Raw genomic sequence first — 17676 nt, 5'->3', positions numbered from 1 at the left:
TGTGTCCGGCTGCTGCCGCGGCGTGCGTCAGCCGAAATAGCCCTGCAGGTACCAGCCGCCCGGCGGCGCGAGCTCGTGGTAGATCCAGCACAGGGTGTTGTCGCTGCGCTGTGCCAGGTAATAGTCGCGCCGCACGTCGCCGTCGTCCCACCAGCCGCTTTCGATGCGTTCGGCGTCGCCGAGCAGGGTGTAATGCTGCGGGCTGATCGCCGTTGCTTGTGGCAGCAGCCAGAAGGGGCGCTGGCGGTCGGGGAGGGCAGCGTCCGGGTTCGAGGCTGCGCCTGGCGTCGTCGCGCGCCGCCGGCCCGGCTGCGCTTGCGCCTGACTTTGCCATGCGGCCTCCGGGCGGTGGTCGGCCACCGGGGCGAGCTGGCGGATCGCGTCCTCGCCCAGCCGAGCACGCAGGCGGTCGACCAGCCGCATGGCTTGGTCGCGCGCCTGACCCGGGGCACCGAACAGGTCCTCGGCCCGAGGCGCGTGTGCCAGCAGATGATCGGCGTCGAGTCCCAGCGCACAGACTTCTGCGGGCAGCGGCAGGCTGTCGAGACGCTCGCGGGCGATCAGGGCCAGGTGGGCTTCGTCGTTGGCGGCCTGGCCAAGGATGATGTCGAGCGTGGTGGCGGGCTGGCGCTCGTGGATCAGCCGCAGGCGGCAATGGTCGATGGCCGCGTGGCGGGCCTGCAGCCAGGACGCCAGGCTGGCGAACAGGCGACGGGCGGCGAAGAGCAGGGCTTCGCTGTTGTGGGTGGGGGCGGGCAGCGCGAGTTCGTGGTGGAAACGCTCGGGCGGCGCGAACCAGAGGCGCGGGTCGGGCTGCTCGCCGCGCGCACGGGCGAGCAGCAGGCTGACCGATTGGGCCTGCCGGCGCGCGAGGCCGGCCGCGGGCAGGGCGCGGACATCGCCCAGGGTGCGGGCGCCGAGGCCGTGCAGCAACTCGAGTGTGGCGGTGGAACAGTCACCTTCGCTGCCGAGCACTGCCAGCGGCAAGGCGTCCAGCCCCCGCTGCCAGTCCTCGCTCGCGGGCAGGCCCTGGCCGCAGGCGGCGAGCCAGCGCGCAGCCAGCGGGGTGGGGGCGCAGGCCAGCCGGGCAGACACCCCGAGTTGCACGAGGCCTTTGCCGAGTTCGTGTTCGATGCGGGCCTGGCCGCCGAACAGGCGCAAACTGGCCTGGATCTCGAGCAGCACCGTGTCGGGCGGGGCGAGGCTGATGCGGGGGGTGAAGCGCCCGGCCCAGCAGGCGATCTCGGTCAGCAGGGCGGTTTCGCGTTCAGGCTGGCGCGGCCGCAGTTGCAGCGCAGGGGCGACCGCCTGCGCGGTCGAGAGCGGTTGGCCGGGCTGCACGCCGAGGGCAAGGGCGGCGGTGTTGGCGCACAGGATGCGGGCTGTCCCCACCCGGTCGACGACCGCGAACGGCGTGTCGGCGTGCGCGAGGCCACGGGTAAAGACCTGCAGCGGCAGGTTGGGGACAAGGAGTGCGAGCCAGAGCATGACGCATCAGCCGACCAGGGTCAGGCGGGGTGGTGGCGTCTGGCCTGGTGTCGCGGACGGCTCCTGCGGCGGTTCCTGCCGCGTGCCGCTGCGCAGGGTGAGGTGGATGGGATGCGCGGCGGGCGGACCGCGCCGCTTCAGGATGTCGATGCGCAGGCCGTCCACACTCGGAGACAGTTGCAGCCGCAGTGCGGCGGGCGAGGCGTGGCGTGCCGCGGAGGGGGTGCGGAACAGGAACAGCGGCGTGGCGCTCTCCTCGGCAGCAAGCTGCAGACGACGCAGGGCGGCGGTGTCCAGGCGTGCGGGCCAGGCCAGCACCAGCGCACAGCTGCCACCGGCCGAGGCCTGGCGCGTGGCCCACAGCACTTCGTCGGCGGTCGCGGGCTGGATCAGCAGAAGGCGCTCGAGCGGCACGCCGGCCGCGGCCAGCGCCGGGGCGTAGGGCAGCAGCGGCGGGGCGATCCAGGCGATCCAGCGTTCGGGCGGCGTACGCTGCATCAGCGGCAGCAGCAGCGAGATCTCGCCGACGCCGGGATGCTCGGCGAGCAGTTCGATGAGGGCGCCCGCCGGCCAGCCGCCGCCCGGCAGTTCGGCGTCGAGCTCGGCAAAGCCGGTGTGGAGGGTGGCGCCCTGTGCGTCGGCAAGCCGCGTGCCCTGCCACACGAGGCCTGCCGGCAGGCGCTCGAGAACCAGGCCCACGATGTGCTCCGTGCGATGAAGAGGGAAGGCTGTCAGTGATCCTTGCGGATCAGCCCGACCATGATGCCCTCGATGGTCAGCGGCGCGTGCCGGGTGTCGACCACGATGGGTTCGAAATCGGGGTTGGCGGGCAGCAACTCGACGACAGGCCCCTTGCGCTGCAGTGTCTTGACGGTGACGTCGTCGTCCAGCCGGGCAACGACGATCTGGCCATTGCGGGCCTCGGCACTGCGATGCACGGCGATGAGGTCGCCGTCGAGGATGCCGGCGTCGCGCATGCTCATGCCGCGCACGCGCAACAGGTAGTCGGCGCGCGGCGAGAACAGTGCGGGGTCGAGCTGGAAGCGGGCCTCGACGTGTTCGGCGGCGAGGATCGGGCTGCCGGCGGCGACGCGGCCGACCAGCGGCAGGCCGAGCGCCTCGGCCAGGCGGATGCCGCGGGCGCGACCTTCCTCGAGCAGGATGGCGCCCTTGGCGGCCAGCGCGCGCAGGTGGGTTTCGGCTGCGTTGGGCGAGCGGAAGCCGAAGGCGGTGCATACCTCGGCGCGGGTGGGCGGACGGCCCTCGCTTTCGACGGTGCTGCGGATGAAGTCGAGAATTTCCTGCTGACGGGCAGTGAGGTTTTCGCTGCGGGCGCTCATGACAGCCTCCTTGTGGTGGCTGTAATTTTAAACAGTTATCGGCTAACGGCAAGCCCTGATTGTCAGCCCTGATTGCCCGCCTTGGCGCGGCTTTCGGTGGGGCATGGTCTTGCCTCAGGGAATCAGCACCGCCGCGCCCTGCAGTTCGCCCCGGCGCAGGCGGTCGAGGGCGAGGTTGGCGTCGGCCAGGGCGAAACGGGTCACCTCGGTGCGCACCGGCACGCGCGCGGCGAGGGCGAGGAATTCGTCGCCGTCGCGCCGGGTGAGGTTGGCGACCGACACGATGCGGCGCTCGCCCCACAGAATGCCGTAGGGAAAGGACGGGATGTCGCTCATGTGGATGCCGGCGCACACGACGATGCCGCCCTTGCACAGGGTTCGCAGCGCAGCCGGCACCAGTTCGCCGGCGGGGGCGAAGATCAGCGCCGCATCGAGGCGCTGTGGCGGACGCTCGTCCGAGGCGCCGGTCCAGCGGGCACCGAGGGCGCGTGCGAAGTCGCGGCTTGCGGCGTCCTCGCGGCGGGTGAAGGCGTAGACCTCGCGTCCCTGCCACACCGCGACCTGGCAGATGATGTGCGCGGCGGCGCCGAAACCGTACAGGCCGATGCGCCGCGCGTCGCCCGCCATTGCCAGGGCGCGGTAGCCGATGAGGCCGGCGCACAGCAGCGGCGCCGCCTCGGCGGCATCGAGCGTGTCGTCGAGCGGAAAGCAGTAGCGCGCATCGGCCACCGTGTATTCGGCGTAGCCGCCGTGGATCTGGTAGCCGGTGAAGCGGGCGTGGTCGCACAGGTTTTCCTGGTGCCGGTTGCAGTAGCTGCAGCGGCCGCAGGTCCAGCCCAGCCAGGGCACGCCCATGCGTTGCCCGAGACCGACGCCCGTCACGCCCGCGCCGAGGGCGGCGACGCGGCCGACGATCTCGTGGCCGGGCACCATCGGCAGCACGGGATCGGGCAGTTCGTCGTCGACCAGATGCAGGTCGGTGCGGCAGACGCCGCAGGCTTCGATGCGCAGCAGGATCTGGCCGGGCAGCGGCTCGGGCACCTGCAGGTCGACGGTCTTCAGCGGCTCGCCCGGGCGTTCGAGCACCATGGCGCGCATGCTGCGGGGAAGGTCTGCAGCCGTGGGTTCGATGTGGCTGGAGTGGAGCGTGGACGACATCACGGAGCCCTCTGTGCAATGTGCGATGATGCAGTGCGTCTTGAGCGCACCGCGCTTCTGGGCTATTGCTTCATGCAGGTGGCCGCAGCAGGCACCCGAGCGGTCGGTCAGATCCAGGGAGGAGTGAAACCATGTTCGTCCAGCCCCCACCCCAGCCCGGGCCCGGTAGAGTTCGCCGGGGGTCTCGGCTAGAATCCGCCTCACGTCAGGGAGACCCAATGCTGCAAAGCGGAGACATCGCACCCCCGTTCTCGTTGCCGGATGCGGACATGGAGATTTTCGATCTCACGTCGGTGGCCGGCAAGCACCATGTGGTTCTCTATTTCTATCCACGCGACCGTACGCCGGGCTGCACCCTGCAGGCGGCCGACTTCAGCGATCACGAGGACGATTTCGCCCGCCATGGCTGCATCGTGGTCGGCGTGAGTCCCGACGACTGCCTGACCCACGCTGAGTTCCGCGACGAGGAAGGTCTGTCGATCCGGCTGTTGTCGGATGCCGACAAGGAGGTCTGCCAGTTGTATGGTGTGTGGCAGCAGAAGGAAGTCGACGGCGTGAAGAAGATGGGCGTGCGGCGTTCGACCTTCATCATCGACAAGCATGGCACCATCCGCCACGCGTTCTACGATGTAGCACCCCGCGGCCATGCGGCTGCGGTTTTTGATTTGGTCAAGAAACTGGAATCCGACAATGCAGAATGAAATTGCAAAGAATAGCGTCGTGACGCTCAACTACACCGTCCGCGACACGGACGGCGCCGTCATCGACGATGGCCAGCACCCGCTGGTGTATCTGCACGGCGGATACGACGGCATCTTTCCGGTGCTGGAAGAGACCCTGCACGGCAAGAAGGTCGGCGATACCTTCCAGGTCAAGCTGCAGCCCGAGGACGCCTTCGGCGACTACGACGAGGAGCTGATCCTGGTCGAGGATGCCAAGCTGTTCCCCGAGAACATCGAAGTCGGCATGAGCTTCGAGCGCGTGTCGGACGACGGCGAGGAAGAACTGATCTACCGCGTCACCGACATCGCCGACGGCAAGGTCGTGGTCGATGGCAACCATCCGCTCGCCGGCGTGGCGCTGGTGTTCGACGTCACGGTCGCCGAAGTGCGTGCCGCGAGTGCCGAGGAAATCGCCCATGGCCACGTCCATGGCGCAGGCGGACATCACCACTGATTGCCCGCGGGCCGCGCAAGCGGCCTTTTTTTCGACCCTGCCGGCCAATTACCAATTCCAACGCGCCTTGCAATGAGTTCGTCCGACCCCGTCGTGGCCTCCGCTCGCCTGTTGTCGACGCGGTCGATCCCGCCGTCGCCGTCGTCCTTGCCCTCGTCGTCTCCGCTGTTGTCCGTGTCCGGCCTCGGTGTCGTCATCGAGCGCGGCAACACCGAGCTGCGTCCGGTCGATGGCGTCGACCTGACCATTGCGGCGGGCGAGACTTTCGCGCTGCTGGGCGAGTCGGGCTGCGGCAAGTCGATGACCGCGCTCGCGCTCACAAGGCTCCTGCCTGACAGCGGGCGCATCGAACGCGGCGAGGTCCGGCTGAATGGCGAGGATCTGCTGCGCCTGCCCGAAGCCGCCATGCGCAGCGTGCGCGGCGGGCGCATCGGCATGATCTTCCAGGAACCGTCGACCAGCCTGAACCCGGTGATGACAGTGGGTGCGCAGATCGCCGAGGCCCTGGCGCAGCGCGGCATGCGGGGTGCGCAGGCCGACGCCGAGGCCTGCGGCCTGCTCGAGGCGGTCGGCATCCCCGACCCGGCGCGGCGCCTGCGCGACTACCCCTTTCAGTTCTCCGGCGGCATGAAGCAGCGGGTGATGATCGCGATGGCGCTTGCCGGTCGCCCGCAACTGCTGATCGCGGACGAACCGACCACCGCGCTGGACGTGACCATCCAGGCCCAGGTGCTCGACCTGCTGGCCGACATCCAGGCCGAGCGTGGCATGGGCATGCTGCTGATCACACACGATCTCGGCGTGGTCGCGCGCATGGCGCACCGGGTCGGTGTGATGTACGCGGGCGAGGTGGTCGAGACCGGCCCGCGCGAGGCCTTCTTCCGCGCGCCGCTGCACCCATATGCGCGCAAGCTGTTTGCGGCGCTGCCGGGCAGTGATCGGCGCGGTGCCCCGCTGGATGCGCCCAGCGGTTCCGTGCCCGCGCTCGACCGCGATTTCGTCGGCTGCCGCTTTGCCGAGCGCTGTCCGCTGTCCTTCGATCGCTGCGACGACGAGGCGCCGGGCTGGCACCGCATCGGCGAGCAGGCGGTGCGCTGCCACCTCTACGAAGGCGTCAGTGTCCTGCATTCGCAACCGCAGCCCGTTTCACTGGCGGCGGCGCTGCATCGTTCGCGCAGTGCGGCGCCGGTGCTGGAGGTGCGCGACCTGAGCGTGCATTTCCCGGTGCGCAAGGGCTTGCTGAAAAGACCCGTGGGCGAGGTGCGAGCGGTCGACGGCGTGAGCCTGCGCCTGGCGCCGGGGCGCACGCTGGCACTGGTGGGAGAGTCGGGCTGCGGCAAGACCACGGTCGGCAAGGCGATCCTGAAGCTGATCGCGCCAACCGCCGGCGAACTCTTCCTCGACGGCGAGAACATCACCACGCACGAGGGCGACGCCCTGCACGACATGCGGTGCGCGGTGCAGATGGTGTTCCAGGACCCGTTCGCTTCGCTCAACCCGCGCATGCGTGTCGGCGACATCATCGAGGAAGGCATGGTCAGCCTTGGCGTCGAGGCCGATCCGCGCGTGCGCCGCGCACGCATCGACGAGTTGCTGGAGCGGGTCGGGCTGTCGCCGGACATGCGCTGGCGCTATCCGCACGAGTTCTCCGGCGGGCAGCGCCAGCGCATCGCCATGGCGCGCGCACTGGCGGTGTCGCCACGGGTGATCGTGTGCGACGAGCCGACCAGCGCGCTCGATGTCTCGGTGCAGGCGCAGCTGCTCAACCTGATGCATGAACTGCAGACCGAGCGCGGGCTGGCCTATCTCTTCATCACGCACAACCTGGCGGTGGTCGAGTACCTGGCCGACGAGGTGGCGGTGATGTACCTCGGGCGGATCGTGGAGGAGGGGCCGGTGGACAAGGTACTGCGTGCGCCGCTGCATCCGTACACCCGCGCGCTGCTCGCGGCGGTGCCGCGGATCGCGGCTGCTGGCAGCGCCGATGATGCGGCGGCCAGCGGAGCGCCGCGGCTACCGAACGCGGACCTGCCATCGCCGCTCGATCCGCCGGCGGGCTGCCATTTCCATCCGCGCTGCCCGCATGCGACCGACGTGTGTCGCGCGAGCTATCCGCCGATCACCGAGTTCGGCCAGGGGCATCGCTTCCGCTGCCACTGGCCGCGGCTGGAGGCTTGATCCGGCCGGTCGCCTGATTCAGCGCTTCGGTGTGCCAGTCTGAGGCGTGCTCGTCGCACTTTTCGCTGCCGGCTTCTGTGCGGGCTTGGCGGCTGGCTTGGTCGGGCCGGGCTTGACCGTGTTCGGCTTGCTCGTGGCCGCCTTGCTCGAGCTCGCCTTCGTGGGGGACTTTTTCGTCGCGGGTTTGGACGACGACTTGGCGCCGGACTTCTTGGATGGCGCCGCCTTGGTGGCCGTACTCGTTGTCGATGCGCTCTGCAATCCGCGTCCTGTCGGTGCCTTCAGCCCGCCGCCGCCCGTTCCGCCGATCTTGAGGCCCTGCTGGCGTGAGGCAGCCGCCGCAAAAGGCAGCAGGCTGCTGACCGCCAAGGCACCCTCGGGGTCGATGCCGGCAGGCACCAGGAGGACGTGGCCGGGTGACACGGTCTTGCCGCCCAGGCCGTTGATCTGCCGCAACTCGGCAGTCGACAGGTCGTGTCGTGCTGCGATCTTGTCGAGGGTTTCGCCGCGCTCGACGGTGTGCATCGTCCAGCCGCGACCGCTGCGCTGCAGTTCGTCGAGGCCCTCGCGCAGCTTGCGCGCGCGGTCGGTCGGCACGATGAAGGTCTGACCGGGCATCGTGGTTGCGGGCCGGTTGAAGCCCGGGTTCAGCGCCAGGAATTCGTCCAGCGGCATGTCGGACAGCTCGGCGGCGGTGGCGAGATCGACGCCGACCGGCGCTTCGACCGCGACGAAGTGCATCTCGTTGGCGACGTAGGGCAGCTCCAGATGGAAGAGTTCGGGCTCGCCGATGATGTTCTTGATCGCCTGCAGCTTGGGCACGTAGTTGCGTGTTTCCTCGGGCATGCGCAGGTGGCTGTATTCCAGCGGCAGGCCATCGTCCGCATTGCGTTTCAGCGCACGCTGCACCGCGCCTTCGCCCCAGTTGTAGGACGCCAGCGCGAGGTGCCAGTCGCCGTGCATCTCGTAGATCTTCTGCAGGTAGTCGAGCGCGGCGTTGGTGGAGGCGATCACGTCGCGCCGTTCGTCGACCCAGGAGTCCTGCGTGAGGTTGAAGTACTTGCCGGTCGAGGGAATGAACTGCCACAGGCCGGATGCGTGCGAGCGCGAGTAGGCCATGGGGTTGAAGCTGCTTTCCACCATCGGCAGCAGTGCCAGTTCGGTCGGCATGCCGCGGCGCTCGAGTTCGTCGACGAAGTAGTACAGGTAGCGTCCGCCACGCGCCAGCACCTGCTTCAGGAAGGCGGGACGGTTGAGGTAGAAGGCCTGCTGCTCGGCCACGCGCTCGCTGTCGAGATCGGGCATGCCGTAGCCGCGCCGGATGCGGTCCCAGATGTCGTTGGCGTCACGCGTCAGGTCGAGCGTGAGCACCCGTTCGGGAGCGATGACTTCCTCGACTTCGACAGGCTGCTCTGCAGGCCCTGCGGCATCCTGTGCCTGCACGGCCGACGGAGTGCCCGCAACCCAGACGCAGAGGACACCGGCGAGGAGGGCAACGAGGTGTCGGGTCATGATCGGGGGGCGCGAGGGGCCCCGTGGGCGTAAAGCGCGCAAGTCTAGCGACGAGGCGAATGGCGCGTCAATTTGGGATGGATAAGGGGCGGGACGCTCGTCCGCGGCTGCCTTGTCGGGCGAGGCGGCCTTGCGCCGCGTGGAAAACCGCACATGGCACGCATTGCGACCATGATCTGCCTGCGCATTCGGGCCGCAGTGCGGCGATAATCTCACCATTCCAGATCAACTGAATTCTTCCGGTGAGCAGGCATGTCGCGTAGGGACCGAACCATCGTTGTGGTCGATGACAACGAGCTCATCCGGATTTCGCTGCGCACGATCCTGCGGCAGGCAGGCCATGTCGTCGTCGGCGAGGCCAAGTGTGGTGACACCGCGCTCGAGATGATCGAGCGCCATGTGCCCGACCTGGTCTGCCTCGACGTGAACATGCCCGGCCGCAACGGCCTGGAGGTGCTGGGCGAGGTGCGTCAGCGCTGGCCCAAGGTCCGCGTGATGATGGTGACGTCCCAGGCCGACCGCGACAGCATCCAGACCATGCTGGCCAAGGGTGCGGACGACATCATCCTGAAGCCCTTCAACAGCGCGCGGGTGGTCGAGACCATCACCCGTGCGTTCAAGCTCTGAGCGCGGGGCGCGTCAGAACACGTTCTTCCACTCGCGCAGCGCGGCCAGGCAGGCCAGCGCGTCCGCAGGCCGCTGACCGGTGTGAGCGGTGACCGCATCGATGATTCCCGGTTGGCTGCAACGCAGGAAGGGATTGATGGCCTTTTCGTGCCCGATGCTGCTTGGCAGGGTCGGCCGGCCCGCGTTGCGCAGTGCCACGCAGTGTTCGGCGTAGGCGTCGCGCTCGGGGTTGTGCGGCTCGGCCACACGCGCGAAAGCGAGGTTGGACAAGGTGTATTCGTGGGTGCAATAGACGGCAGTGTCGTCCGGCAGCGCGGCGAGGCGGGCCAGCGATTGCGCGAGCTGGGCGGGTGTGCCCTCGAACAGGCGCCCGCAACCGGCCGAAAACAGCGTGTCGCCGCAGAACAGGATCGGCGGCGAGGCACTGCGGCACACGTAGGCGATGTGGCCGGCGGTGTGGCCCGGCACGTCGAGCACATCGAAAGTCAGGCCGAGCGCATCGATGCCCACCGTATCGCCATCGCCCACGGGATGATCAACCCCCTCGATCGCTTCGTTGAAGGGGCCGTACACCGGTGCGGTACAGGCCTGGCGCAGGCGGGCGAGTCCGCCGACGTGATCCGCGTGGTGGTGGGTGACGAGGATCGCGGCGAGCTTCAGCCCCTCGGCCGCGAGGTAGCCGAGCACCGGACCGGCGTCGCCCGGATCGACGACCAGCGCCTGGTCGCCCTCGCGCACGAGCCAGATGTAGTTATCGCGGAAGGCGGGAAGAGGGATAATGTCCATCCGCGAATTTTGAGGGGCTGATCGCCGATGTCAATGCCGGACCTCTCCGACTGGCTGGAGACCCCGCTCGGGCGCTATCTGCTGGATTGGGAGCGCGGCGCGATCGATCGTACGGTGGCAGACATCTTCGGCTATAACGCCGTCCAGATCGGTCTGCCGGGCATCGACCTGCTGCAGGCGAACCGCATGCCCTTCCGTCTCAATTGTGCGCGTGACGGTGAGGTGGCGGTGCGCGCGCAGGCCTTCGAGCTGCCGTTCGCGACGGCCAGCATCGATCTGGTGCTGTTGCCGCACGTGCTGGAGTTTTCGTCCGATGCCCACAGCGTGTTGCGCGAGGTGGAGCGGGTGCTGGTGCCCGAGGGCAGCGTGGTGCTGAGCGGGCTCAATCCGCTGAGCCTGTGGGGCGCGCGACGTGCGCTGGCGCGGGGCGAGGGTGCTTTCCCCTGGCGCGGACAATATCGCTCGTCGATGCGCATCAAGGACTGGATGAAGCTGCTCGGGCTGGAGGTGGTGGGGCTCGAATCCGGCTGCCACGTGCCCGTGGTGGGCACCGAGGCGTGGCTGCAGCGCTGGAGCTTCATGGACCGCGCAGGACCGCGCTGGTGGCCGGTGCTCGGCGCGGCGTATGTGATGCACGGGGTCAAACGCGTGCAGGGCATGCGCCTGATCATGCCGCAGTGGCGCGAACGCAAGGCTTCGGCCAAACGACTATCGACCGTTGCACAGCGCAACGGTGAAACACGGAAAACGCAATAGATGGAAGAAGTCGATATCTACACGGACGGCGCATGCAGCGGCAACCCCGGTCCCGGCGGCTGGGGCGCGATCCTGCGCGCCGGCACGCACGAAAAGGAGATCTGGGGCGGCGAGCCGGCCACGACCAACAACCGCATGGAGTTGCTCGCGGTCATCCGCGCGCTGAACACGCTGAAGCGCCCCGTGATGGCGCGGGTGCATACCGACAGCCAGTACGTGCAGAAGGGCATCTCGGAGTGGATTCACGGCTGGAAGGCGCGCGGCTGGAAGACAGCATCGAAGGAGCCGGTCAAGAACGCCGACCTGTGGCGGGCGCTGGACGAGGCGCAGACGCGTCACCAGGTGAAGTGGCTGTGGGTGCGCGGTCACTCTGGTCACGTCGAGAACGAACGGGCAGATGCGCTCGCCCGGCGCGGCGTGGACGCCGTGCGCAAGACCGGAAAGACGGTCGAGGCCTGAGCCGCGACCGCAGTCACTTCCACCTATATCGAATTCATTCAGAGGAGCGGCAATGCGACAAATCGTGCTCGATACCGAAACGACCGGTCTGGACTGGCGCAATGGCGACCGCGTGATCGAAATCGGCTGCGTGGAGCTGCTCAACCGCAGCCTCACCGGCCGCCATTTCCATGTCTATCTGAACCCGGGACGCGGCATCGACGCCGAGGCCGTCGCGGTGCACGGCATCACCGAGGAATTCCTTGCCGACAAGCCGAAGTTCGCCGACGTCGTGACGCAATTCGAGGACTTCGTCCGCGATGCGGAACTGGTCATCCACAACGCGAGCTTCGACGTCGGCTTCCTCGACAACGAACTCGACCTGCTCGGGCGTGACAAGCTCGCTCGGCTCTGTGCCGGCGTGATCGACACGTTGAAGATGGCCAAGGAGCAGAACCCGGGCAAGAAGGCTTCGCTCGACGCGTTGTGCGACCGCTACGAGATCGACAACGGCCACCGCGAACTGCACGGCGCCTTGCTCGATGCGGAACTGCTGGCCGAGGTCTACCTGGCGATGACGCGTGGCCAGGAAAGCCTGATCATGGCGCTGGACGACGACTTGCCCGCGCACGATGGCGACGGCGACGGCATGCCGCGGGAGCGCAAGCCGATTAAGGTCTTGCGCATCAGCGATGCCGAACTGCAGGCTCATGAGAGCGTGCTTGCCGACATCGCCAAGGCGAACAAGGGTCTGTGCCTGTGGCTGCCTCCGGAGGAACCGGCGACGGCGTGAGGATCATCTGCGCGCGGCGCGCAGCTTCTCGAGCCCCCGCAGGATGTCCTGGCGCGAGATCTGGCCGACCAGGCGTGATCCCTCGACGACCGGCAGGCAGCGGAAGTTCTTGCTGACGAAGATCTGGATTGCCTCGATCAGGCTGGAGTCAGCCGCAACCGAAACGACGTCCTTGCTCATGAAGTCCTGTACCGAACCTTCCTCGCGGCGGAAGTAGGACGCATCGAGTGCGGCCTTGAGGCAATCCTTCTCCGAGATGAAGCCGATCAGGCGATTGTTCTCGTCGACCACCGGCGCGCCGCTGAGGCCGTGTTCCAGCAGCTTGTGGACCGCGCGCAGCAGGTTGGTCGAGGGGCTGAAGGCGAGGTGGTCGCCGATCATGTAGTCCTTGACGAGCAGGGATTGCAACATGTTGTCTCCGCAAAGTGGCGTGATGTGATTATTGTCGTGCGTCGGTCGCAGTCTCGGCGGCAGCCTTCATGCGTGCCTCGCGTTTGGAGCAGGGCTTCTTGCAGCCGAACTCGCATTCGCCGCCAACGGCGCCGAGGCCGCCGCAACTGCCTGCGATGGGCTTGCGGCCGAACATGACGCCGATGGCCATCGCCGCGATGACGAGTCCGATGACGCCGAGGGTGATCAGAAATGTGTTCATGGTTTTCCTGCCTTTCTCCGGTCGGTTAGGCGTCCCTGCCTGCGCGGAGGGTGGACAATAACGCGCATGGGATCGTTCTGGCCATGCCTGTGTGAGGGGTGTTCGCGGCGTGGTGGCATTCAGATGTGCAGCACGCCGCCGGGTACGCTGCCGGACTGTTCCAACCGTGAGATGGTAGGGCCGAGGTCGAGCCCGGTCGCGGCCTTCAGCAGCCGTGCGCGCTCACGCAGTTCATCCAGCGGGCGCTCGATCGGCTCGCCGACGGCCCCAAAGGCGACGACGTTGCCACTGTCGCAGGACGGGAAGGCGAGCACGCGGTCGTCGAAGGCGGCGAGGATGCGTTCGACGCTGGCCTTGTAGCCGCGCGAGCGTCCGAACAGGTTTACCGCCATCAGCCCATTGGCCGACAGCCGTGAGCGCACGGCGAGGTAGAAAGGTAGGGTGTCCAGCGCGCCCGCGCGGGCGTTGCGGTCATAGCCATCGATCAGGATGTAGTCCCAGGTCTGGTCCTTCTCCATCACGTATTGCGCGCCGCAGCCGAGGTGGATGCTGAAGCGCGCATCCTCCTCGGGGAGTTTGAAGAACTGGCGCGCGGCGGCGACGACCGAAGGGGCAATCTCGACCACGGTGATGCGTGCCTGCGGGCAATGGTGATGGACGAATTTCGCCAGTGAGGCGGCGCCGAGGCCGATGATCAGCACCTTCTTGGGCCACTGACCAGCGTCTTCGACGAGGCCGTCACGCAGCAGCAGGCCCGCCATCATCTCGCGCGTGTAGGCGAGCTCGAGCGCGTTGGGCTTGCGGATGCGCATCGCGCCCTGGATCCAGTCCGAGCCGAAGTGCAGGTAGCGCACGCCGGCTTCTTCGGAAATGTCGATCGGTGTACTCATCGGGTGTTCTCAGGAGGCGAGGCGCTTGAGCGAGTACAGGCGCTCGAGCGCCTCGCGCGGGGTCAGCGAATCGGGGTCGATGTCGGCGAGTTCGGTCAGCACCGGATGCGACAGGGGCTCGGCCTCGGGTTCGGGCAGCGTGGCGAATAGATCGGCCTGCGGGCCGGCGTGGATCTCGCGGTTCTCCAGCGCGCGCAGCCGGCGGCGCGCGTCGCGAATCACCGGCGCGGGGATGCCGGCCAGCGCAGCGACCTCGATCCCGTAGCTCTGGCTCGCCGGGCCTTCTTCCAGCGCATGCAGGAAGACGATGCGGTGGCCGTGCTCGACCGCATCCAGATGCACGTTGGCGCACTCGGGGTAGTCCGCGTTGAGCCGGGTCAGTTCGAAGTAGTGGGTGGCGAACAGCGTCAGACTGCGGTTCTTCTCCAGCAGCTGGCGTGCGATCGCGGCGGCCAGCGCGAGGCCGTCGAAGGTGGAGGTGCCGCGGCCGATCTCGTCCATCAGCACCAGGCTGTGCTCGGTGGCACCATGCAGGATGGCGGCGGCTTCGGTCATCTCGACCATGAAGGTCGAACGGCCGGAAGCCAGGTCGTCCGAAGCACCGATGCGGGTGAAGATGGCGTCCAGCGGACCGAGCTCGGCGACATCCGCCGGCACGAAGCTGCCAACGTGCGCGAGCAGGCAGATCAGCGCCACCTGGCGCATGAAGGTCGATTTGCCGCCCATGTTGGGGCCGGTGATCATCAGCATGCGGCGGGTGGGCGCGAGCCGCGCATCGTTGCGGATGAAGTTCTCGACCTGGCGCTCGACCACCGGATGGCGGCCGCCGGCGATATCGAGCCCGGGTGTGTCGCGAAAGCGGGGGCGGACGTAGTTGTAGCGCAATGCCGCCTCGGCGAACGCGGCAAGGCCGTCGAGCAGGGCCAGCGCGCGTGCGATGCGCTGCAGCGCCGGAATGTGGGCGGCCAGCGCGTCGAGAATCGCCTCGTACAGCAGCTTCTCGCGCGCCAGGGCGCGGTCGTTTGCCGACAGGGCCTTGTCCTCGAAGGCCTTGAGTTCGGGCGTGATGTAGCGCTCGGCGTTTTTCAGCGTCTGGCGGCGGCGGTAGTCATCCGGCACCTTGTCGGCGTTGGCGCGGCTGACCTCGATGTAGAAGCCATGCACGCGGTTGAACTCGACCTTCAGGTTGGGAATGCCGCTGCGCTCGCGCTCGCGGGCTTCGAGTGCCAGCAAGAATTCGCCGCAGTTGCTCTGGATGCCGCGCAGCTCATCCAGCTCGGAGTCGTAGCCCGGCGCGATCACGCCGCCGTCGCGCACCATGGCGGCGGGCTCGGCGTCGATGGCGCGTTGCAGCAGGTCGAGCGGGTCGGGTGCGATGTCGAGCGCGGCGCAGACCTCGCGCAGCAGAGCCGTGTTGCAGCCGGCCAGCGTCGCGCCCAGTTCCGGCAGGCGGGTGAGGCTTTCGCGCAACGCGGAAAGGTCGCGCGGTCGCGCACTGCGCAGGGCAATGCGCGCGGTGATGCGGTCCACGTCGGCTACGCCGCGCAGCGCGCCGCGCACGGTGCCCGCGGTGCGGCCATCGCGGCTTTCGATGCCGTAATCACCTTGCTCGCCGACCAGTTCCGCCACGGCGGCCTGGCGCGCCGCGGGCACGCCACGGTCGCGCAGCGGGTGGTGCAAGGCATGTCGCAGCCAGCGCGAGCCCATGCTGGTGATGCAGGTGTCGAGCAGCGACAGTAGGGTTGGCGCGGGTTCGCCGCGCAGGGTTTCGGTGAGTTCGAGGTTGCGACGGGTGGAAGCGTCGAGCCGCAGGTATTCCGATTCGCGCTCGACGACGAGGCCGGTGACGTGGGCGAGCGTCTGGCGCTGGGTCGCCTGTGCGTAGTCATACAGGGCGGCGGCGGCGGCCAGCGCCACCGGCAGGTCCTCGACGCCGAAGCCGACCAGGTCGCGCGTGCCGAAGTGGCCGGTCAGCAGCCGGGTGCCGGTTTCGGCATCGAACTGCCAGTCGGCCAGGCGACGCAGCGCCGGGGCCAGGGTGTCGAGCAGCGGCAGCGCCAGACCGTCGGGGATCAGCACCTCGGCCGGGCGCAGGCGCTCTAACTGGGCCTGCAGCGTCTCGGCCGGGCACTGCATCAGGCGGAAGTCGCCGTTGGCCAGGTTCAACCAGGCCAGACCGAGCACGCCGCGATGAAGGTTGGCCGACAGCAGCAGGGCGTCGCGACGGTCGTCGAGCAGCGCGGCGTCCGTCAGCGTGCCGGGTGTCACGATGCGGCTGACGGCGCGCTCCATCGGACCCTTGGTGGCGCCGGGTTCGCCCACCTGCTCGGCGATCACCACCGCCTCGCCCAGCTTCACCAGTCGTGCAAGGTACTGTTCGACTGCGTGGAAGGGCACGCCCGCCATCTTGATCGGCTGGCCGCCGGACTGGCCGCGGGTGGTGAGCGTGATGTCGAGCAGCCGCGCCGCCTTCTCGGCGTCCTCGAAGAACAGCTCGTAGAAGTCGCCCATGCGGTAGAACAACAGCGTGTCCGGGTGCTGCACCTTGATGCGAAGATATTGCTGCATCATGGGCGTGTGGGCGCTGATCTCGGCTTCGCTCAGTTCGTGGGGCTTGGGGTGGGGCGTCAATGCAACCTCTTGATCGGGGAGCGGGCGGCTGCGTTGGGCGGCCAGCCCGGTCGTGGTCGAAACCCGCGGAGTTTACGCATGCAGGCGCGCTTGTGCATCTGTCGTGCACGAATTCGGGTTTGGGAGTCGAGGATGAAGCGTCGAATCGGAGTGAGCGGCTGGCTGCAGCATGTGGCGCTCGGCATGGTCTGCCTCTTGTCAGCCACGGCGGTGTCGGCGCAAGCCTTGCCAGCGCTGGGGGGGGACGCGGCAACGGTGACCGTGTCCGGCGTCTCGTCGGGGGCTTACATGGCGGTGCAGCTCCAGGTGGCGCACTCGAGCCTGGTCAGGGGCGCCGGTGTGATCGCCGGCGGACCCTACGACTGCGCCGAAGGCAGCATGTGGCGCGCGCTCGGCGACTGCATGGCGCCGACAACGCCAGACCGTGTGCCCGGTGCGAACGCTACGGCGGCGCGCATTGCTGCGTGGGCGCGTGCCGGGCGCATCGACGATCCGGTCGGGCTGGCGGACGACCGGGTGTGGGTGCTGTCGGGCACGGCAGACCGCACGGTCGAGCGGGCCGTGGTCGACAGCCTCGTCGCGTTCTATCGTGCCCGGCTGCCGGATGAGGCAGTTCGCTACGTGCGGCACGAGGGCGCCGGCCACGCAATGATCTCGATTGCGGATCCGGCAGCGAATGCATGCGAGACCTCGGCGCCACCGTTCATCAACCGCTGCGGCGAGCTGGATGCGGCGGGCGAGCTGCTCGCGCATCTCTATGGATCGCTGGCACCGAGGGCTGCCAGGCCGGGCGGGGAGCTGATCGCGTTCGCGCAGCGCGAATTCACCACCGTCGCGCCGATCGAGCTGAGCATGGCGGCGCAAGGCTACGTCTATGTTCCGCAGGTCTGCCGCGAGGGTGGCTGCAGGATCCACGTCGCGCTGCATGGCTGCCGTCAGGGAGAGGGCGTGATCGGCAGGCGTTTCGTCGAGCGCGCCGGCTACAACGAATGGGCCGACGCCAATCGCATCGTGGTGCTCTACCCGCAGGTCGCGGCGCGCAGCGGACTGGCGTGGGGGTCGTGGCGCTGGGTGTACAACCCGAAGGGCTGCTGGGACTGGTGGGGCTACAGCGGGCCGACGTACGCGACCCGGGACGGCGGACAGGTTCGCGCCATCCGGGCCATGATCGACCGCCTCACCGCGCCTGCAGCGGCGGAACCGGGGCGCGCTGCGCGATGAACCGGCAGGGTGGGGCGCGAGAGGCCGCCC

The 17676-nt window shown here is 68.3% G+C and carries 18 protein-coding genes; 8 read left to right on the top strand and 10 right to left on the bottom strand.

What is annotated here, in order from left to right:
• Positions 1-27 precede the first annotated feature (27 nt).
• The 4 genes from CGK74_RS07845 to CGK74_RS07830 all read right to left on the bottom strand — a co-directional run bounded on the left by CGK74_RS07845 (position 28) and on the right by CGK74_RS07830 (position 3986).
• On the bottom strand, positions 28-1488 hold the full coding sequence (locus tag CGK74_RS07845; RefSeq protein WP_094267912.1) for a Y-family DNA polymerase: 1461 nt from the start codon (positions 1486-1488) through the stop codon (positions 28-30).
• Between the two features lie 6 nt (positions 1489-1494).
• The gene (imuA, locus tag CGK74_RS07840) at positions 1495-2187 is read right to left on the bottom strand and encodes a translesion DNA synthesis-associated protein ImuA (protein WP_106408399.1); all 693 of its coding nucleotides are present in this window, start codon (positions 2185-2187) and stop codon (positions 1495-1497) included.
• 32 nt (positions 2188-2219) lie between these two features.
• A complete protein-coding gene (gene lexA / locus CGK74_RS07835) occupies positions 2220-2828 on the bottom strand; it encodes a transcriptional repressor LexA (protein ID WP_094267911.1) in 609 nt (202 codons plus the stop codon).
• 114 nt (positions 2829-2942) lie between these two features.
• Complete coding sequence (locus CGK74_RS07830; RefSeq protein ID WP_240498663.1) at positions 2943-3986, bottom strand: zinc-dependent alcohol dehydrogenase family protein; 1044 nt, start codon at positions 3984-3986, stop codon at positions 2943-2945.
• 218 nt (positions 3987-4204) lie between these two features.
• Between CGK74_RS07830 and CGK74_RS07820 the strand changes: the two genes are divergently transcribed.
• The 3 genes from CGK74_RS07820 to CGK74_RS07810 all read left to right on the top strand — a co-directional run bounded on the left by CGK74_RS07820 (position 4205) and on the right by CGK74_RS07810 (position 7340).
• A complete protein-coding gene (locus CGK74_RS07820; RefSeq protein ID WP_094267908.1) occupies positions 4205-4687 on the top strand; it encodes a peroxiredoxin in 483 nt (160 codons plus the stop codon).
• The gene (locus CGK74_RS07815; protein ID WP_094267907.1) at positions 4677-5162 is read left to right on the top strand and encodes an FKBP-type peptidyl-prolyl cis-trans isomerase; all 486 of its coding nucleotides are present in this window, start codon (positions 4677-4679) and stop codon (positions 5160-5162) included. The genes CGK74_RS07820 and CGK74_RS07815 overlap by 11 nt, the downstream gene beginning before the upstream one ends.
• Positions 5163-5234: 72 nt before the next feature.
• Positions 5235-7340 carry an ABC transporter ATP-binding protein gene (locus CGK74_RS07810; protein WP_240498662.1) on the top strand — a complete coding sequence of 702 codons (2106 nt, stop codon included), beginning with the start codon at positions 5235-5237 and terminating at the stop codon, positions 7338-7340.
• A gap of 18 nt (positions 7341-7358) precedes the next feature.
• Here CGK74_RS07810 and CGK74_RS07805 read toward each other — a convergent pair whose 3' ends face one another.
• Positions 7359-8852, bottom strand: a complete 1494-nt coding sequence (locus CGK74_RS07805; RefSeq protein WP_094267906.1) for a transglycosylase SLT domain-containing protein — start codon at positions 8850-8852, stop codon at positions 7359-7361.
• Positions 8853-9104: 252 nt separating this feature from the next.
• On the opposite strand from CGK74_RS07805, the gene CGK74_RS07800 reads away from it, so the two are divergent.
• Positions 9105-9479, top strand: a complete 375-nt coding sequence (locus CGK74_RS07800; protein WP_094267905.1) for a response regulator transcription factor — start codon at positions 9105-9107, stop codon at positions 9477-9479.
• Between the two features lie 12 nt (positions 9480-9491).
• On the opposite strand, the gene gloB is transcribed toward CGK74_RS07800, so the two are convergent.
• Positions 9492-10265 (bottom strand): hydroxyacylglutathione hydrolase, encoded by a 774-nt coding sequence (gene gloB, locus CGK74_RS07795; protein WP_094267904.1) that lies wholly within the window; start codon positions 10263-10265, stop codon positions 9492-9494.
• 27 nt (positions 10266-10292) lie between these two features.
• On the opposite strand from gloB, the gene CGK74_RS07790 reads away from it, so the two are divergent.
• The 3 genes from CGK74_RS07790 to dnaQ are packed head-to-tail and all read left to right on the top strand — an operon-like array spanning position 10293 to position 12252.
• Positions 10293-11021 (top strand): class I SAM-dependent methyltransferase, encoded by a 729-nt coding sequence (locus CGK74_RS07790; protein ID WP_165770055.1) that lies wholly within the window; start codon positions 10293-10295, stop codon positions 11019-11021.
• On the top strand, positions 11022-11480 hold the full coding sequence (gene rnhA / locus CGK74_RS07785; RefSeq protein WP_094267902.1) for a ribonuclease HI: 459 nt from the start codon (positions 11022-11024) through the stop codon (positions 11478-11480). It abuts the gene before it with no gap.
• 52 nt (positions 11481-11532) lie between these two features.
• The gene (gene dnaQ / locus CGK74_RS07780) at positions 11533-12252 is read left to right on the top strand and encodes a DNA polymerase III subunit epsilon (RefSeq protein WP_094267901.1); all 720 of its coding nucleotides are present in this window, start codon (positions 11533-11535) and stop codon (positions 12250-12252) included.
• Positions 12253-12255: 3 nt separating this feature from the next.
• Here dnaQ and CGK74_RS07775 read toward each other — a convergent pair whose 3' ends face one another.
• The 4 genes from CGK74_RS07775 to mutS all read right to left on the bottom strand — a co-directional run bounded on the left by CGK74_RS07775 (position 12256) and on the right by mutS (position 16362).
• A complete protein-coding gene (locus tag CGK74_RS07775; RefSeq protein WP_094267900.1) occupies positions 12256-12663 on the bottom strand; it encodes a CBS domain-containing protein in 408 nt (135 codons plus the stop codon).
• A 28-nt stretch (positions 12664-12691) separates the two neighbouring features.
• Complete coding sequence (nqrM, locus tag CGK74_RS07770) at positions 12692-12904, bottom strand: (Na+)-NQR maturation NqrM (protein WP_094267899.1); 213 nt, start codon at positions 12902-12904, stop codon at positions 12692-12694.
• 119 nt (positions 12905-13023) lie between these two features.
• Positions 13024-13794: a spermine/spermidine synthase domain-containing protein gene (locus CGK74_RS07765; RefSeq protein WP_094267898.1), complete on the bottom strand. Its 771-nt coding sequence runs from the start codon at positions 13792-13794 to the stop codon at positions 13024-13026.
• A 9-nt stretch (positions 13795-13803) separates the two neighbouring features.
• On the bottom strand, positions 13804-16362 hold the full coding sequence (gene mutS / locus CGK74_RS07760) for a DNA mismatch repair protein MutS (protein WP_420823169.1): 2559 nt from the start codon (positions 16360-16362) through the stop codon (positions 13804-13806).
• 195 nt (positions 16363-16557) lie between these two features.
• Between mutS and CGK74_RS07755 the strand changes: the two genes are divergently transcribed.
• The gene (locus CGK74_RS07755; protein ID WP_094267897.1) at positions 16558-17646 is read left to right on the top strand and encodes an extracellular catalytic domain type 2 short-chain-length polyhydroxyalkanoate depolymerase; all 1089 of its coding nucleotides are present in this window, start codon (positions 16558-16560) and stop codon (positions 17644-17646) included.
• Positions 17647-17676 lie beyond the last annotated feature (30 nt).

The sequence above is a fragment of the Thauera propionica genome, from assembly GCF_002245655.1.
Classification (GTDB): Bacteria; Pseudomonadota; Gammaproteobacteria; order Burkholderiales; family Rhodocyclaceae; genus Thauera; species Thauera propionica.
The sequence above is the reverse complement of the archived record's forward strand: the minus strand, read 5'-3'. Positions and strand labels throughout refer to the sequence as shown.

What these genes read in the sequence shown, in the direction of transcription:
- CGK74_RS07775 (WP_094267900.1), bottom strand. Translation starts at nt 12,663, where the DNA reads ATGTTGCAATCCCTGCTCGTCAAGGACTACATGATCGGCGACCACCTC.
- CGK74_RS07820 (WP_094267908.1), top strand. Translation starts at nt 4,205, where the DNA reads ATGCTGCAAAGCGGAGACATCGCACCCCCGTTCTCGTTGCCGGATGCG.
- dnaQ (WP_094267901.1), top strand. Translation starts at nt 11,533, where the DNA reads ATGCGACAAATCGTGCTCGATACCGAAACGACCGGTCTGGACTGGCGC.
- nqrM (WP_094267899.1), bottom strand. Translation starts at nt 12,904, where the DNA reads ATGAACACATTTCTGATCACCCTCGGCGTCATCGGACTCGTCATCGCG.
- CGK74_RS07755 (WP_094267897.1), top strand. Translation starts at nt 16,558, where the DNA reads ATGAAGCGTCGAATCGGAGTGAGCGGCTGGCTGCAGCATGTGGCGCTC.
- CGK74_RS07805 (WP_094267906.1), bottom strand. Translation starts at nt 8,852, where the DNA reads ATGACCCGACACCTCGTTGCCCTCCTCGCCGGTGTCCTCTGCGTCTGG.
- CGK74_RS07765 (WP_094267898.1), bottom strand. Translation starts at nt 13,794, where the DNA reads ATGAGTACACCGATCGACATTTCCGAAGAAGCCGGCGTGCGCTACCTG.
- CGK74_RS07800 (WP_094267905.1), top strand. Translation starts at nt 9,105, where the DNA reads ATGTCGCGTAGGGACCGAACCATCGTTGTGGTCGATGACAACGAGCTC.
- rnhA (WP_094267902.1), top strand. Translation starts at nt 11,022, where the DNA reads ATGGAAGAAGTCGATATCTACACGGACGGCGCATGCAGCGGCAACCCC.
- lexA (WP_094267911.1), bottom strand. Translation starts at nt 2,828, where the DNA reads ATGAGCGCCCGCAGCGAAAACCTCACTGCCCGTCAGCAGGAAATTCTC.
- mutS (WP_420823169.1), bottom strand. Translation starts at nt 16,362, where the DNA reads ATGCAGCAATATCTTCGCATCAAGGTGCAGCACCCGGACACGCTGTTG.
- CGK74_RS07845 (WP_094267912.1), bottom strand. Translation starts at nt 1,488, where the DNA reads ATGCTCTGGCTCGCACTCCTTGTCCCCAACCTGCCGCTGCAGGTCTTT.
- CGK74_RS07830 (WP_240498663.1), bottom strand. Translation starts at nt 3,986, where the DNA reads ATGTCGTCCACGCTCCACTCCAGCCACATCGAACCCACGGCTGCAGAC.
- CGK74_RS07790 (WP_165770055.1), top strand. Translation starts at nt 10,293, where the DNA reads ATGTCAATGCCGGACCTCTCCGACTGGCTGGAGACCCCGCTCGGGCGC.
- gloB (WP_094267904.1), bottom strand. Translation starts at nt 10,265, where the DNA reads ATGGACATTATCCCTCTTCCCGCCTTCCGCGATAACTACATCTGGCTC.
- CGK74_RS07810 (WP_240498662.1), top strand. Translation starts at nt 5,235, where the DNA reads ATGAGTTCGTCCGACCCCGTCGTGGCCTCCGCTCGCCTGTTGTCGACG.
- CGK74_RS07815 (WP_094267907.1), top strand. Translation starts at nt 4,677, where the DNA reads ATGCAGAATGAAATTGCAAAGAATAGCGTCGTGACGCTCAACTACACC.